The sequence below is a fragment of the Anabaena sp. AL09 genome, assembly GCF_001672255.1.
Classification (GTDB): Bacteria; Cyanobacteriota; Cyanobacteriia; order Cyanobacteriales; family Nostocaceae; genus Dolichospermum; species Dolichospermum lemmermannii.
Genome location: NZ_LJOQ01000040.1, coordinates 81,287 through 95,990, shown reverse-complemented (window position 1 = coordinate 95,990; position 14,704 = coordinate 81,287). Strand labels below are relative to the sequence as shown.

Here is a 14,704-nt window from a genome sequence, read left to right as displayed (position 1 = left end):
TACTTCCCCTACTTCCCCTACTTCCCCTACTTCCCCTACTTCCCCTACTTCCCCTACTTCCCCTACTTCCCCTACTTCCCCTACTTCCCCTGCCCCCTGCCCCCTGCCCCCTGCCTCCTACTTTGCTTGAATGGGTGTCAGGGCTACACCTTTGTAGTAATATCCTAAAATTTGCAGGTGGTTTGCACCACGTTTTGCTAATTCGTAAGCTCCCCATTGGCTCATTCCTAAACCGTGACCAAAGCCTAATCCTTGCAGGATAAAACCGCCATTTGCATCTTTACTAACAATAAACCGGGTACTTTTAATTTTGAGTGCGGTTCTCACTTCTTCACCTTGGAGAACTTTAGTCCCTTTATCACCAATAATTTTTAAGGATTTGACACTTTTGAAAGGTGAGAGAGTTTCGATAATCATGTCTTTGACATTACCAACACCGGAAATTCTGGCGCTAATTTCTCCGGGAGTGAAGGTTTTTACCCAGTTACATTCTTTGATCTTTTGGTCAAAGTCGGGAACAGCCCGCAGGTAAGGTTCTTTGCTAACCCAAACATCTTCAACGTTTTCAGTGTGTCCACCAGAACAAGCATGAAAGACGGAAAGAATGATTTGGTTGTTGTAGGTTAAGACTTTGCCGGCGGTGGTATCTGCTGCGGTGTAAGTTTTAGGAGATTCACTACTTACACCTTTATAAATTTGCCAACGGTCTGGACTATCCCCTAAATCGTAAACGGGATTTTTCCGCTGTCTTTCCCGTTCATAAAGGGCATAGGTACGGGCAGCAATGGCTTGGGCCTTGAGGGCTTCCTGTGGCCAGCTAGTATCCATTTCCCCACCAATAACGCTGTAGAGATATTCTTCTAAATCTACCCAGTTAACGGCAGTTAAACCGTTGGCTGTGGGTACTACTAGGGTTCTACCACGAAACCAGCGATCGCCTATATAAACATATCCCTTATTGGTGGGTTCAATCCAAAATAACCCCGATTGCCATCTATCTAAAGCTACACCTCCAGGAACTGCTTGAGCCGCAAAGGCACTCATTCCTGGTAATTCTCCCAGAGTCTTACCACTACTATCTTTGACAATAGCGGTTGTGGAAGCTCCGACTTTTACCTGTTTGACTTCTCTTTCAATTGCCACACGCAGAATTACAGATGCTTGTGCAGGAGCAAGTAATACAAACCACATCAGGATACCTATCCACCAATGTCTACCTTTCATCTCAGAAAACAAATTGCCTAATAACAGTGGGAATTTCATACTAATTGTTTGATCACAAGCGTCTACTATTCTAGTTCAGCAATTCTCTAAAACGGGAGATTGGGGACTGGAGACTGGGTAACTTTCTTCTTCCTTCTTCTGACTCGGTGACTCCTTTTTTCATGGTGTCAATATTTGGGGAGCATCATAAACTTCATTGCCAATAATACCAATTAGATTTAACTTGCTTAAAATTTCTGTAGCTTCCATCAGTTTATTGGGAGTAACTTTACCAATGCGTCCTACCATAATAATCCCATTACATAAAGAAGCGACAATTCTACCATCAACTGTATCTAAAACAGAGGGCGCATCTATCAGCACTAAATCATAATTTTGGGCAAATAAATCCATTAATTCTTGCATTCGCTCAGAACTCAACAAATTTGCCACATCTTCTGGTATGGGACCAGCAGTCAAAACATCAATAGCTGGGTGAATGGGTTGAATATAATTATGAAATGATGGATTAATATCATCAACAAGTAATAAAGATAAACCCCAATCATTGGTCAGCCCTAGAGTTTTATGTAAACTGGGAGAACGCAGGTTAGCATCAATTACTAATACTCTTTGGTGCATTCGAGCCGCACTAGACCCCAACCCTAAAGCCAAAGTTGTTTTTCCTTCTCCTGGTAGTGCAGAAGTTAACATCAATGATTTTAAAGGTAGAGAATTATTTAACATCTGAATATTTTGGTAAATAATATCTAAATTTTGATGATTAGGTAAATTTTTAATAATTTCCTGATGAGAAATATCCAGATTTTTAGATTTATCTCTAACTATAGATTGGAGTTGGCTTGTCCAACTATCTTTACGTTTTCCTAATCTTGGTACTGACCCCAATAACTGAATATTTGTGAGATTTTGTAAGTCCTGAGTATAGAAAATTGCATTATTAAATTTTCCCCAAATTAAAGCTGCTGCTAAACCCAATATTGGCCCAATTAATATGCCGCCAACAATTAGCAACCAGCGTAAATTCCCTATATGTATTCCCAAAGCGGGTTCTTCTAAAATTTGCCAATTAAAACCTTCTTGAGCAATTTTTACACCTAATGAATTTTGCACTTGCGTCAATTGTTGCAGTGTTTTGCGATAAATTTCTACATTTGCAACTAACCTCTTATATTCTGTAATCAAATTTGGGTATGTACTCAGCAAGGAACGAATTTCTTGTTCGGATTTTGCCAAATCACGATCATGAGCAATTAGTCCTAATGCGTTCACTTTTAATTGAGTTAAATCACTTTCTAATTTAGGTATTATTTGTCCTGATAATTCTGATTTACTATTGATATCAACGGCTTTATTTTGTCCTTGTTGTTGTAATAGTGTGACGATAATTTGTTTTTTTTGTTTCAGTTGTTCAATAATTGGATATTTTTCTGTGTAAAGTATCCGAGCTTGAGTTAATTCCTTTTCTGTTTGATTAAGTTCACGAATTAAGGCTTGAGATTGGCGAGATTCAAGGGAATCATCAATATTTATTTGATTTTGATGAGAAGAAGCAATTGCTTGTTCTAGACTGTTATGTCGAGTCTGTACATCTTGCAGTTGAGCGCGAGTTGTTTGTCGCTGCTTTTGGATATCTGCTAAAGACTGTAGTAAGATTTTACTTTGTAAAATTGGATCAATTAAATTATTCTGTTGACGAAATTTTTCTAATTTTTTCTCGGCTTTTAATACATCTTTTTGCAGTTGCGGTAGATGGTTATTAACAAATACTAACCCTTGATTAATCCGCTGATTTTTTTGATCGGTATTATAGTCCTGATATACTTTCTCTAAAGCTTGTAATACTCTTTTACTTTTCAGAGGATCTTTGTCTGTAAAAGAGATTAAAAATACTTGGTTTAAATTTTGATTAACTTCTGTAGCTCCGGGTAAATGAGTTAGTGATAAAGATGAAGTTTTATCAATTTCGCTGTTACTATAAATATCTTCTATGGTCATCTGTGGATAATCAGTATGAAGTAAATTTACAGCTTTTTGCACTAATTTAGCACTCAGCATTAATTTCACTTGACTACTGTAGTCAATAGATGATAACTGTGGTTTTTGTAAGTCTTTTGTCGTTTTTTTTGGCTTACTAGCTGGTAAAGATTTATCTGAATTATAACTTACCAATATTTGCATATAGCTTTGATAAGTTGGTTTAGTAGTAATAGCTAAGAGGCTTGTTACTGACATAACCGCACAAGAAACCCCTAGAATAAACCAACGGTGGTGAAGTGCAATCGCAGTTATTTTTTTGATATCAACTACAATATGTGTAGAGCTATTAAGCAATTTTTTTAACGTTATCGCATTTGTAGCCACAATTATATTCCTCTCAAATTCAATAATATATCTGGAAGAAGATGATAATTAGAAAACTTTTAGAGATATTTGATACTCAATGTTTTCTGTTTAATAATCAATACTTATTCTTCCTCTGATTACAGATATACTTAACGGAAAATATTCAGCAAGTAGTTCTTGGCTAATACCTTCAACTAGATATATGTCTAATCAGTGTGAGGAACATAAATTTTCTGCAAATATTTATCTTGGGAGGAGGTACCAGCAATACCTTTAGCAAATTTAAAAAAGCTTTAATTCTTAGGTTGGATTGTTCGCGTCAAAGTTGCGTAGTGATGGGGCTTATCCCTTGTGAGAGCCTAATATATGACTTAATAAATGCGTTGGGTTTTGCTTTGTTCAATCCAACCTACAAAAGAAGAAGAACTTTTTCCAGCTTGGTGCAATTGTCAAAACAAAAAAGCAAGCGTTAAAAACTTGCCCTCTATATAACTGGGGCGCTAGGATTCGAACCTAGGGATGGCGGGACCAAAACCCACTGCCTTACCACTTGGCTACGCCCCAATGGATTCACTATAGAGAATATAGCAGTTCTCTTGGGATAATGTCAAGTGTTTTGGGAAAAAAGATTTTACTTAGGAAAGATCCCCGACTTCTTGAAGAAGTTGGGGATGTGCGGGGGTCTGAGTGGCTAAAATACGCGATGCTGTAGGGATGGCATTTGTCGGCGGACTTGTTCTAGTCTCGTAGGTTTGATTTCGGCGATCGCCACTCCCGGTTTTTCCCCAGCGTCTGCTAAAATGACACCCCAAGGGTCAATAATCATGGCGTGGCCATGAGTTTGGCGACGGTCATAGTTAGTACCAGTTTGGGCGGGTGCAATCACATAACAGGTATTTTCTATGGCTCTAGATTGCAATAATACTTGCCAATGATCTTTACCAGTAAAAGCGGTAAAAGCGGCGGGAACAAATAAAATATCTGCACCCTGACTTGATAAATGTCGGTACAGTTCGGGAAAACGGACATCATAGCAAATAGAAAGGCCAATTTTCCCCAAGTCAGGGGAAGCATAAACAGGAGGTAATTCCAGTCCAGCCATGACGGTACTTGATTCTTGGTAGGTATTACCATCAGGAACATTGACATCAAATAAATGGACTTTTTGGTAACGGGCGAGTTCTTGACCGTTAGCACCGATAAGTAATGCTGTATTATAAACCTTACCGTTATGATCCACAGGGATAGGGAAGCCGCCGCCGAGAATGGTAATTTGAAAGCGTTGTGCCATTTTGTGGAGAAATGTTTCCGTTTCTTGGGCGATCGCATTTCCTTGTGCTAGTTTATCTTTTTCTTCTCCCATAAAAGAGAAATTTTCTGGTAAACTCACCAATTCCGCACCCTGACGCACGGACAAATCAATTAATTCTTCTGCTTGTGCCAGGTTTTTTTGCAAATCAGGCACACTGGTCATTTGAATAGCGGCGGCTAAATAAGACTTCATAGATTCAAAAACAAACGGTAAATTGAGACAATGTAGATATTTGGCATTGGTGAATGAAAGTATGAATTTGCCTCACGCAAAGGCGCAAAGGCGCAAAGTTTAAGAGTTTCAGACATGGAATTTTTGCTTTTCATCTCTCAATTCAGCAACGCCAGATATTTAAATATATCGTCATATCATGCCATTTGAACTTCTAGAGTCACCGAGGTAGAAAGAAGGAGTTAAGAATCTCTCAAAAATCGTTTCTTTAAAGCCAAGGGCAGATTTTTCGCCATTTCTAAACCTTCTGTATTTTGCCAATTAGTTTTTTCATTTAACAATCTAATTTCTAGAGGTAACAGCGATAACTTATGAATTTGACACTCTCAGGGCTAAAGACGCGCTCGTTTCCCACTTACCGCGAGGTCTTATGACTATATATAGAATCTTTGCCAGAAAAATTTACACCATAAACCTCTATTAACCGGACAATTACGGTATTATTCAGTGGAATTACGGTTAATCCAAATACCTCTTATTCCTGCGGATTTTGCCCCATAATAATCATCTGTTATACTGTCGCCAATGTGCCATGCGGCTTCCGGTGAACACTTGTGCTTGTTTAAGGCAATTTTAAAAATTTCTGGATCTGGTTTAGCAGCACGGACTTGAGTAGAAATGGTCACAGAAGTAAAATATTCTTTAAGTCCTAAACCTTGCAATACTAAATACAAACGAGAATCAAAATTAGATAATATTCCTAATTCAATTCCTAAGCGTCGCCAGTTGATTAAAGCTAACTTAACATCAGGATAAACATACCACGGTTCGGAAGTCCCAAAGTGGATATAAAGTTCGGTAAAAAAAGCGGGAAAATCGGTAAATTGTTGGAGAACTCCTGCACCTTCAAAGGTATTTAAAGCAATTATCTGCCACCAATCATATTCACGCTGGGGAATATCTTTGATATCTGCATCAATAAATATCGGTGGTGGTGATGCTTTGAAGCTTTTCATAAAGTTTTCATCCAAAATTTGGGCGGAAACTTCTACACCAAATTCTTGGGCGATTTGTCGGTAAATTTCCCCAACACTACCTTTAACACCAAACAATGTCCCCACAGCATCTACAAAAATAACTTTAGGCTTTTTCATAAAATGAATACTTTAACTAAATACATAGCAATGATATCTGAATTTGTCCAAATCCCCGACTTCTCAAAGAAGTCGGGGATCTTTAATTACTTAGAAATGGCTTCTATTATAGGGCTAACTAACCAATTAAAACCGACTTTCAATTGATGATTTAAAGTTGGTAAACGATACAGATAAGCCAGCCGACGGGCTAAGTACGCAAAAGAACCATCTAATTGCACACCTAACCCGGTGAGGGTGGCGTTATCTATTCCTAAAGCCATCATTTCTCCTAATGGTTGATAGCGGAAGGGAAGGAGGGGACGATTGGTAATAGTAGCCCAGATATTCCAAGCGGTATAATCAGCTTGTTGGAAAGCAACTTGGGCGGTGGCGGGGACTTGTTTTCCTTCTGCGTCGAGACAGTCGGCTAAATCTCCTAAAGCAAAGATTTCAGGATGTTCTATGGCTTGTAGTTGGGCTGTGGTGGTGATTTGTCCACGCTGATTTTGCTTGAGGGGTAAGGCTGTGACAACTGGAGAAACTTTTGTTCCCACTGTCCAAATGACTACATCTACGGGAATGGTATCTACTTGATTTTTATACTCCAGAGAGATGCTATTGTGATCAATTGCTGCTACTTTGGTTTCTAAGTCAATAAATACGCCTTTGCTATCTAAGGCTTTTTTGGCGGCTTCACGGTTAAATTCTGGGGAAGTGCGGAGAATTTGGTCGCTGAGTTCAATCAGGCGGAAACGTCCTTTTTCACCGATTCTATCTGCTAGTTTACAAGCTAATTCTACGCCGCTGTAACCTGCACCAACTATGGCGACACGGATTTTTTCGGGATTTGCTGCTTCCAGAATTCGCAGCCGTTCTTCTAATTTGTAGGCATCTGTGATAGTACGGAAAGGGTAAGCATGAGTGACAGCACCGGGAACTAAATCTAGGGGTGTTTCGCCACCTAATGCTAAGACTAAGCGGTCATAATTTAGTTCTGATTTATCTTGTAATTGAACTGTTTGCTTGCTAATGTCTATTGTGGAAACAGCGGCTTGGTGAAACTGGATTCCTGTTCCTTGGAGTAATTCTGAGTAGGGTGGGGCGATTTCCCAGGTTTGGAGTTCTCTGGTGAGGAGTTCGTAAAGCAGGGGAGAAAAGACAAAGCGATCGCTCTGATCTACTAAAATAATCTCAGGTTTTGGTGTAGATTCCCAGGGTAATTGGCTTAAACGCAGGGCGGTGTAGAGTCCACCAAAGCCACCACCTAGTATACAAATTTTTGTAGTTGGTTGAGTCATAGTTTTTTTAGGTGCTAAATCCCAGTCAGATATTTATTTTAGTGTAATGTTTTATTACGGTTTCTTGCCATTAACCGACAATCCTGATATCTATCTTCATGCAAATCAAGACAAATGGTAATTTTATTTAAGAATCAAGATTTGAACGCAGATAAACGCAAATAAACGCAGATGAATTAATAGATTGAATAATTCTGTGTTAAATGTTTTCTATGACAAACTACATAGTCGCTAATACAAATTCTCCTTCGTTAACAGAGTTATTTATTGATGTATCATAAACCAAGCCTGTTTTTTCTGCATGAACATGAATAGTTGTGGGTAATTCACCTATTTTATTGAAAGTGAGAACCTGATATAGCAAATCTCCCTGATTTACTGAAGTACCTAATGCAGCTTTAGATAAAATCATTCCTCCTACGGGACTCCAATATTTTTTTAGTTGACTAAGTGAACGAAAATTTGTTTGATGAGATATAGTTTTTGATTGGGTTAAATCCTGTATTTCTAAAATACTTTTTTGAATTAAATAGTTTTTAATTCCCCGCACTCCTTTAGATATTGAATCTGCATTCATTTGCATTCCCGTTCCTAATTCTAATGTCCATGCTTCTTTATCAAATATCATTTTTTGTCCGGTTAATTTTAACAAAGTTTTCTCTAAAGCTAACCAGGGTTTGATAAATGATTCATCAAAAGCATCACCATCATATTCATCAAATAAAATGCTATAATTAAGGAGAAATAAATTAGCACTATCTTCTCGATTTCGGAAATAATAAAGGTATTCTATTCCTTCTCCAGTGTGACTATGTAAATCAATTACGTAGTCTGCATCTAAATACAGAGATTGCAGCCTATAACGATATTTATCAGTTAGTTGTACACTACTAGGGGCATTTATTTTATCTAAAAGACTATCGAAACTAGTTTGAATTTTTTGGGAAAAGTTATATTTAATTGTATCTATATCTAAACCAATTTGAGAACGAGCAAATTCTTCTATATCATCATGTTTTTTTTCATAATCCCAAAAAATTCTATTCCAATTTTGACTATCGTAAACATTGAATCTACCTGTTGAAAAATTATGAGTTCGTTGGTTAACAGCTAAGGGATTACAAACAGGTACAAGCCAAATTTCTCCTATAATCTGAGTATTATTTAATGTCGTTAAGAAATCAATAATTTGGTAAATGACAGCATTACCAACAATTTCCGCACCGTGTAAGTTAGATTGGATATATACTTTTTTACCAGATTTAGCCCCAATAAATTTATATACTTGAAGAGAAAGAAACTCACCAGAAGCAAGTTGAAAAAGGGGAATAGTTGCAATAGTGGCAATCATAAATCAAATCCCTAGTCAAACTAATAAACAGTTTACTACTTAATTTTGATGATTGAATCGGTGTTATAGCGGTTATTGGTTGAGTGAAATACAAGAACCCCCTCCCCGAAAGCGAGGAGGGGGCTTATGACTGTATCTTATTCTATTATGTAAGTTAAGTTAATAATTACCCTCCTGCGAGGGTTTTCAAGTAATAGCAAAGTTATCTTAACTTTCCGTAGTTGTAGAGGAAACGATAGGAATTTTTATTTCACTTGTAAATGTATCTAATAGTTTAAATGAAAATACCACAATAGCCGTTATTGAAAATAATGTCATCGCTAACCATAAAAGATGGTTACTGTGAAAATACCAACTAGCTATAGCCATAGGTATGAAACCTCCGCCAAAGGAAATGAGGGCAGAATTACGTAATGTTCGCCCTTCGGTTAAACCTCCAAAGAATCCTTCTAGAATCACATTAACTGCAAAAAACCCCTGAAATGGTAACAACCATCTGACATAGTCAGAAATGTTTTCAGTTACTTCAGTGTGGTTGGTTAATAGTCCAAATATAGTTTCTGGAAAAAGAATATATAAAATAGCAATGGGAATTGAAAGCAATAAGCTAGTGAGTAAACTAACAATTAGTAATGGTTGTAACTGCTGTAATGTACCTTGTCCCTTAAAGTTTCCTGTGAGGCTTTGGGTGGCAAATCCTACTCCTTGAACAACAAACATATTCAAAGCTGCTGCTTGAAAAAGAACACTATTTTCTGCTAATATCTCTGTTCCCATTGCCGAACTGAGTTCAGTAAAAATGGCAAAGGTAGAGACTACGGCCAAACTCCTAACTAACATATCTCTATTTAACTTAAAGGTAGCTTTAATAGCTGACCAATCCAAAACTTTTGGGATTACACCTGATAGAATTGACCAATCAATGTGGAAGCAAACTATAATTAAACCTATGAATAATGATACATACTGGCTAATGGCTGTAGTTAAACCCGCCCCTGTACTAGCCCAACCCCAGCGAATAATAAATAAGTAGTCCAGCACTACATTAGTTAGGCTTTCTATTACAGATATTAGCACCACAAAAATATTAAGTTCTCGGCCAAAAAACCAACCAACTAGGACAAAGTTGAGTAAAACCGCAGGTGCGCCCCAAATACGAGCCTGAAAATAGTCAAGACCGGCATCTTTTACCTCTGTTGCACCGACTAAAAAGGTAAACCCTACTGTTTGTAAAGGGTACTGAAGAATCACGATGAATATACCTATCCCGAAGGCAATCAGACCATTTCGGAGTAATACTAATAGTATGGCTTCTGGATCATCTGTTCCTACAGCTTGTGCCGTCATACCATTGCTAGAAGAACGTAAAAAATTCAAAACTCGATATAAGTAGCTAAAAAGAATTGTGGCTAAAGAAACTCCTGCTAGGTAACGGATATCAGGTAAATGTCCCAAGTAGGCTAGGTCTATTAAACCCGACAATGGCACAACAATACTAGAGAGAATATTTGTAAATGCCAGTCGGTAAAAGCGAGATAGGAAGTTATATTCTTGAGGGATTGTAAAATTCATGTTCTGAATTGTTAATTTCTTGGCAATATTTTCAGTAAATTCTTATCTATCTGGCAACTGCTATATTGACCCTAGCTTGATGTTATAAATGCGCCAATGCCCAGACGTGGTAGGGGAATTCTGGTTCGTTATCTAGGGAATGAGAAACAGGATCATATTCGACCCATTGAGAGAAATTAGCAATGATACATTGGCGATTTCCCCAAGAGCCAGTTTGAATGTTATCTAGAGGAAATCCGCATTCGTGGAGAAAGTGTTTGAGTCCAGTTTCTGTCCAGCGTGTGCAATCTATAGGGTAGTTATGAATTTTTATTAAAAAAGGGACAGAGATGAGAAAATACCCTCCGGGGGAAAGCATGGAAATAATATTGCGACCGGCTCGATAGGGATATAATAAATGCTCAAAAACTTGTTCTGCGATAATTAAATCAAACTTTCTTGGTAGGGGTGCAGAACAAATATCATATTCTGGATAGTTGATATTTTCATACTCTTGAAACCCAAAAGTTTCCCAAGTCTTGCCTGAAACTTCTAATACTCGCCATTTTGAAAACGGCAAATTCTCTAGTAGCTTCGCCGTTTCCCGGTTCATTATGACTCGACTCCAAGTGATCCCCATAATTGTATTTCTTGTATAAATTCTTGATAATTTAATTTTATTTTTGAGTAAATATACGATCAAGTTCGTCTTCACTCAGAGCTATTAATGGCGTGAGATCAGGATTTGATAAAAAAGCTGGTCTTTCTTTGTTGGGAAGGGCGCTGTTTTCAATACTACTATAGGTGATGACAAAGTTTCGGCGGTCCCAGGGAGAAATGTTGGCAACAGAACCATGTAATGTATCGTAATGTACAAACAAAACCGACCCCGCGAGACCTTTCGGTGCGACAATTCCTTGCACAGATGCAAATTTGGCAATCGTTTCTGGAGCGACTGCTAAGGATGAATTAGTAGTTGAAGCGGAATTTGCCGCTTCGAGTATTCCCTGTTGATGAGAACCTGGTATGTAATATACTGGTCCATTAAATTCATTGACTTCATCTAAGAAAAGGATGGCATTTCCTCCTTTTGGTGAGGAAATTCGTTCGTAATACTGTGCAAATGCAGAGTCTTGATGCCATCCCCACATTCCGCCGGTAAAAGCTGGCTTCATGACGATTTTGCTGCGAAAAACGTACAATTCACTGGCAAAAAGTTGTTGTGCAACTGCCAATAGACGAGGGTGACGGACTAAATCTCGGAAAATTTTGTTATTGAGATGAACTCCATAGAGAGTGCGTAAGGTTTTTTGATCATCTTCCAAAACACGACCAACTGCTTCATCGTCCATGACATTGGGAATTTGATCACAAATTACTGATATTTCCTCACGGCTAAAACACTCTGGAATGAACAAAAATCCTTGTTCTTGATAACTTGTTAGTGCTTCTGTTGTCAGTTTCATTTTGCTGTTAATTAGAATTTACTTAGTTAATGCAGATAATAAAATTTGTACTATTTCAAAACATGAGAAATGCTGTTCCTCTGTTTAAATTCTAAAATTTTATCTACTGCTTTTTGCGTGCCACCTGATGTTATCAAAGAATTACTTAATAGATCAATGTTACTACGAATTTTTTCATCTTTGATAATCTGTTCAACAAGCGATCGCAATTTCAATGGAGAAATATTTTTCTGTTTTACCCATACTCCGATATTTAATTCTTCTACACGATTAGCTACTAAATATTGATCACCTCCTTGGGGAAATACAACCAGTGGTACTTTGTTAATTAATGCTTCCCAAGTGCTATTAGTTCCCCCATGAGTAATGAAAACACTAGCTTGTTGAAGCACTTGCATCTGAGGTACATAGTTACTGACAATAAAATTAGGGGGAATCTTTCCCAATTCAGCAATATCTATAAATTTCCCTACAGACATTACCACCGTATACTCACTATTTGCAAAAGCTTGTAAACATTGTTGATAAAAAAAGGTTTTAGAATTATATGATGTCACTGATCCTAGTGAAATATAAATAATTGGTTTTTCTGCACTCTTTAGTAAAGGAAATTGAGGATCAACTGCTCTCTCGCTGTAGCAAGGTCCTGTAAAAATATAACTGGCATCAAAATATGAACGTTGGATCTGAAACATTTCCGATGTATAAACAATATTTAAATCACCTCGCAAATTCATAGAATTTGGTTGTAGTTGAAATACATCTTTTTTGCTAATAGATTTTAGTGTATATTTTTGGGTTAATTGCCGCCAAAGTTGTTGATGTCGGTAAAATCTTTGTAAATGTTTAACAATATCATTAATCGGGTAGGCTGCTAATAACAATGGTAACGGGGGCAAAAAATGAGGTGGTAGAAGAAAATTTGTATGGAAGCAAACGCTAGGTATATTAAGTAAATCAGCACAGATAGCAGCCCATAAGCATTTAGCATGAAAAATAATTAATTTAGGGCGGTTGATTTTTAAATTTTCTAATAATATTGGTACAGCATCTAAGCAATATTCTATTAACCGAGATTGCAGTGTCGGATCTAAATCTGGAGGTTTCATGCTAGGCAGTGGTTGAAATCTAGCACCTGCTGATTCAATTTTATCTCGAAATTCATCGAAGTAATAATAATCTATTTTTTCTCCTCTATCAGCGAGTTCTTGAATTAAACCTAGAGTTGTATCAATCCGGGTATAACTAGGAAGATCAAAGAAAGCAATATCTGCCATAATAGTAAGTCCTAAGTCATCAAATCAGTGTTAAATTTTGATCAGAAAAATTACTAACCTGTGGGGTTATTGATTTTATTGGCAGTGTTGAATTTTTCCACAATAACTTACAAATTTTACAATAATTTACAAATTTTATGGATAGTGATCCAAAAGTAGTCAAAAAGCCACACCTTTTCTATTACTTGTTATTTCTCTGTTGTTATGTATTGACGTACATAATTACGTTCGAGTAGTATTTTCACTTTATGAGCAGCAAAGGCTATGGTTAATGACAAGATAAATAAAGTCACTACAAAAACGCGAGCTTGATAATTTTCTGTAATCATAGCTATAGCGGCAAGAATAATTGCTGTGACAACTAAACTGTGTTTGACTCGATTACTTATCTGATGAGCGCGATTGCAAGAATTACAGATTTGAGTGTGACGGGTGAAGCGATCGCCTATGTCCAATGATTGTAGAATACCATTAAGATTGCTTGTTGCATATCCTTGATAAAACGGCAAATCAGTTCCGTATTTATCTAACCACTTGCGATATTCAATTACCAAGACATCAGAAGTTTTTAATGGCAAAAACAATTCTTTCATACTCTTGCCTAAACGTTCTATTTGCATCTGTTGTTCTCGGATAATTTCCGCATCTCCCTCCAAAAGTATATGACGAAAACAATGCTCAATCCAGACAGGTTGTAGTTTCTTGACCCAAGGAAGCACACTATTATAATTTCTAAGTAAAATCTTACACTTTCCTTTACCTGTTGGTATCGAATATAACTCCGCGCCCGCAAACAAACCTTGTTCTTTCCAAACCGCATATCTCACTAAATTGGGAGCAATAAACTCAAGAACTATCCAAGGTTCATTGGTTTGTTGATTTCTATATCTACCGCGAATTCCTTGAGATGAAACATCAATTACCTCCATTTCTAGAGCTTGTGCGTCTTCTCGCTTAAAACGTTTACCATGATGGTTAATTGGAATATGCGCTGGATCAATAACATTTTCGATAAAATATGATTGGTCATAAGGAAGGTCTAGTAAATAATCGGTTTTTATAAATTTAGGATCGTCTAATTCTGCTAAAACAGGAATCATTTTTTCATCAGCAGCTTGTGCATTTCCAGGCCACATCCAGACAATGCCTTGTTTTTCTGTCACAGCAAAAGATTTTACACAAGCATTATGGGGGATTTTACTCCCTGCTGATAACTGGGGAATATGCACACATTTTCCATTAGCACTAAACTGCCAACCGTGATATAAACATTCTAGTTTGCCATCAACAACTTGTCCTTGAGAAAGTTTAGCTGTTCGATGAGGACAAATATCTTGTAAACAACCAAATTTGCCATGAGCATCTCTGAATAATACTAATGGTTCATCATACAGAGAAAATCCATAAGGCCGCTTCTGAGGTAAATCTCGTACAAAAATAATAGGATACCAGCAATTTCTCCAGTTAAATTCTTGAGATATTTCTGGTCTAGGTAAGGCAGATACCAAAAGTTCTGGATCAGGGGAATCAGTCAGCATTTTTTTTAGAAATTTTTGTTTATTTGTCTTGGTA

11 protein-coding genes and 1 tRNA gene are annotated in these 14,704 nt (G+C 37.2%); all 12 read right to left on the bottom strand.

The window, feature by feature from the left end; all coding sequences use genetic code 11:
• Positions 1-117 precede the first annotated feature (117 nt).
• The gene (locus tag AN490_RS07960) at positions 118-1,263 is read right to left on the bottom strand and encodes a SpoIID/LytB domain-containing protein (protein WP_300001510.1); all 1,146 of its coding nucleotides are present in this window, start codon (positions 1,261-1,263) and stop codon (positions 118-120) included.
• Between the two features lie 120 nt (positions 1,264-1,383).
• The gene (locus tag AN490_RS07955) at positions 1,384-3,588 is read right to left on the bottom strand and encodes a polysaccharide biosynthesis tyrosine autokinase (RefSeq protein WP_366925028.1); all 2,205 of its coding nucleotides are present in this window, start codon (positions 3,586-3,588) and stop codon (positions 1,384-1,386) included.
• A 474-nt stretch (positions 3,589-4,062) separates the two neighbouring features.
• Positions 4,063-4,134: transfer RNA gene (locus AN490_RS07950), tRNA-Gln, on the bottom strand.
• Between the two features lie 127 nt (positions 4,135-4,261).
• The gene (locus tag AN490_RS07945; protein WP_015079612.1) at positions 4,262-5,074 is read right to left on the bottom strand and encodes a carbon-nitrogen hydrolase family protein; all 813 of its coding nucleotides are present in this window, start codon (positions 5,072-5,074) and stop codon (positions 4,262-4,264) included.
• Positions 5,075-5,553: 479 nt separating this feature from the next.
• A complete protein-coding gene (locus AN490_RS07940) occupies positions 5,554-6,207 on the bottom strand; it encodes an HAD family hydrolase (protein WP_015079613.1) in 654 nt (217 codons plus the stop codon).
• A gap of 86 nt (positions 6,208-6,293) precedes the next feature.
• Positions 6,294-7,487 (bottom strand): NAD(P)/FAD-dependent oxidoreductase, encoded by a 1,194-nt coding sequence (locus tag AN490_RS07935; RefSeq protein WP_300001503.1) that lies wholly within the window; start codon positions 7,485-7,487, stop codon positions 6,294-6,296.
• 220 nt (positions 7,488-7,707) lie between these two features.
• Positions 7,708-8,838 carry a succinylglutamate desuccinylase/aspartoacylase family protein gene (locus AN490_RS07930; protein WP_300001501.1) on the bottom strand — a complete coding sequence of 377 codons (1,131 nt, stop codon included), beginning with the start codon at positions 8,836-8,838 and terminating at the stop codon, positions 7,708-7,710.
• A 207-nt stretch (positions 8,839-9,045) separates the two neighbouring features.
• On the bottom strand, positions 9,046-10,410 hold the full coding sequence (gene gntT, locus AN490_RS07925) for a guanitoxin biosynthesis MATE family efflux transporter GntT (protein WP_300001499.1): 1,365 nt from the start codon (positions 10,408-10,410) through the stop codon (positions 9,046-9,048).
• Positions 10,411-10,492: 82 nt separating this feature from the next.
• The gene (locus AN490_RS07920) at positions 10,493-11,029 is read right to left on the bottom strand and encodes a methyltransferase domain-containing protein (protein ID WP_300001497.1); all 537 of its coding nucleotides are present in this window, start codon (positions 11,027-11,029) and stop codon (positions 10,493-10,495) included.
• Between the two features lie 37 nt (positions 11,030-11,066).
• The gene (locus tag AN490_RS07915; protein ID WP_300001495.1) at positions 11,067-11,855 is read right to left on the bottom strand and encodes a phytanoyl-CoA dioxygenase family protein; all 789 of its coding nucleotides are present in this window, start codon (positions 11,853-11,855) and stop codon (positions 11,067-11,069) included.
• 50 nt (positions 11,856-11,905) lie between these two features.
• Positions 11,906-13,132, bottom strand: a complete 1,227-nt coding sequence (locus AN490_RS07910; protein WP_300001493.1) for a macrolide family glycosyltransferase — start codon at positions 13,130-13,132, stop codon at positions 11,906-11,908.
• A gap of 188 nt (positions 13,133-13,320) precedes the next feature.
• Entirely contained in the window at positions 13,321-14,670 is a 1,350-nt protein-coding gene (locus AN490_RS07905; RefSeq protein ID WP_290599543.1) for a Rieske 2Fe-2S domain-containing protein, read from the bottom strand.
• Positions 14,671-14,704 lie beyond the last annotated feature (34 nt).